This window comes from Paenibacillus tengchongensis (genome assembly GCF_008973665.1).
Lineage (GTDB): Bacteria > Bacillota > Bacilli > Paenibacillales > Paenibacillaceae > Paenibacillus_AQ > Paenibacillus_AQ tengchongensis.
This window is the reverse complement of sequence record NZ_WACP01000033.1, coordinates 1-2000: the sequence shown is the minus strand read 5'-3', so window position 1 is coordinate 2000 and position 2000 is coordinate 1. Positions and strand designations below refer to the sequence as shown.

Sequence of the window (2000 nt, the reverse complement as noted above, 5' to 3'; positions counted from 1 at the left end):
ACTATTCGAAGATAAGAACTTGAAATGAATCGATGATAAATATGAAAAGGAAGAGATTCCTAGAAAAAACCACATGCAATCCATCCCACCCCACCAAAAAACTACCAAACCCAAATCCCACCCAACCCCAATCCCACCCAACATAGAGACGTAACAATAATTGAAGACAAAACGAATTACCCAGGAAAACCGCCTTGGAACGGTCAGCATCAGCACTGAAGGGGGTTTCAAATCTAAACCAAACACCCAACCCAGAGATGTATTAAAACGGTTTAAGATAAAACGAAATTCCCCCGGGGGTTACCGACTTGGAACGGTCTGCAGAAGCGCTGCAGGTGGTTTAAACTTAGTTCAACGGCGCCAACCTCACACTTCCCCCGGGCAAAGAAAACAAAGAAACGGACATTCACTTAAATTAAAGACAAAAAATCACAAAAACACAGAACGATAAGACAAGTTGATTCCTCCAGGTCTCTCTAACTAAAATAACAACGTACCCAAATCGAGCGATAAAAGTGACGTCATTTGGCAAGCATGACGTCATAATTGACTGAAGCTGATTAAAGGTATAGCACTCCAGCGCTACACGCCATCTAATGTCGGATCGGCTCGACATCCAATGACGGAGCAAAAGAAAGAACTGTAACAATCACGACCAAAGGCAGATAAGAAAACATCCCACTTCACCTACCCCAAACAGGGTTTGTGGAGAAATGATCATAAACTCTTAAGTGCCTTTGACCGCCGTGCAATAAAAAAGGTTGTCAAAGCCTTTAACGAAGTCTAGGTTAAAAACCAAACATGTAGTTTGTCGCAAGATCTTCCTCTCATATCCCTTGGCGATAAACTCTGTAATAAGTTTTCTAAACAGTAAATTGAAAGTATTATTAAATTTAAGTCTACGAAGCTTATAAACAACGTCTCCATAAAATTCAGGTTGAGAAATTCCAAGGTTCAAGAGAGATTTAAGGCTGCAGTTATATTTAGTCACAAGTGATGTATTGCGATAGTAAAATTTACTAAATGAGTTTCGTAACTTATGATATCTGTATCCTTGTTTGAGCAGTTTTTTAGTTAGAATAAGATTACGTTCATTAAAATCCTTCACATGACTGCAAGCTCGTGAAAAGCGTATAAGTTGAGAAATATAAACCCCGTAAGAAGTAGAGCGAGGAACATCCCCATCGAGAAATGGGAAATTAACAATATCAAAATTAAAATCATCTCTCTTGTCATAGATTTTAGTAGAAATCGTATTGTTAGCTATACTCAGGTCCAGGTCTAAAAATGACGCATGATGGTCCGATTCATTGGCTTTATTTAACTGGAGTTCATGTGGGTAAATATCCCTATATACTTTTTCGAAATGGATATTATCGACGTTAAATAAATCATCTAAGTATCGTGAAGTTCTATTAAAAGCTTCTTTAATAAGGGCCTCGTTTTCAACAGATAATTTCTGCATATATTCACTTTCATAGCAGTAAAGGAAAAGGTCAGCAATAAGTGGTGCACAATTTGTACCCATAGGGATGCCAATAATTTGTTGATACACTGAATTCCCAAATCTAACAAAAATATTATCTATAAGAAAGCACAGAGATTCAATAAATTCACCACATGTAAACATAGTATATTTCTTCACAGAAGCATTGGTAAAAAACGCCCTAGATTCAGAACATGCAAGAAAACTATGTCCTAATTTGTTAAAGATTTTGGAAATAAGACTTCCTAGTTTCTGTTTAATAAGGTCATCGGGTAATGAAGTGTATAGTGTAGAAAAGTCGTAGGTAGAAATATCAGACGCTTTAAAGTGCAAAGACTGTAGTTTCTGTATGATTTCATTAAAAATTTTCATTGACCCAAAACAATTCTTTCCAGATCTTTCATAAACAGTTTTATTCATTTAAATAACATGGTCCTTTATAGATGTCAGATCGGAGGTAAGAAGTTTAGATAACTTAGTAGTTGAGCATACACTTGAATTAGCAATGAACCTT

The 2000-nt window shown here is 36.4% G+C and carries 1 protein-coding gene; it reads right to left on the bottom strand.

The genetic code is table 11. The annotated features are described in order from the left end of the window. Window positions 1-727 precede the first annotated feature (727 nt). The gene (locus F1381_RS27800; protein WP_187355599.1) at window positions 728-1858 is read right to left on the bottom strand and encodes a hypothetical protein; all 1131 of its coding nucleotides are present in this window, start codon (window positions 1856-1858) and stop codon (window positions 728-730) included. Window positions 1859-2000 lie beyond the last annotated feature (142 nt).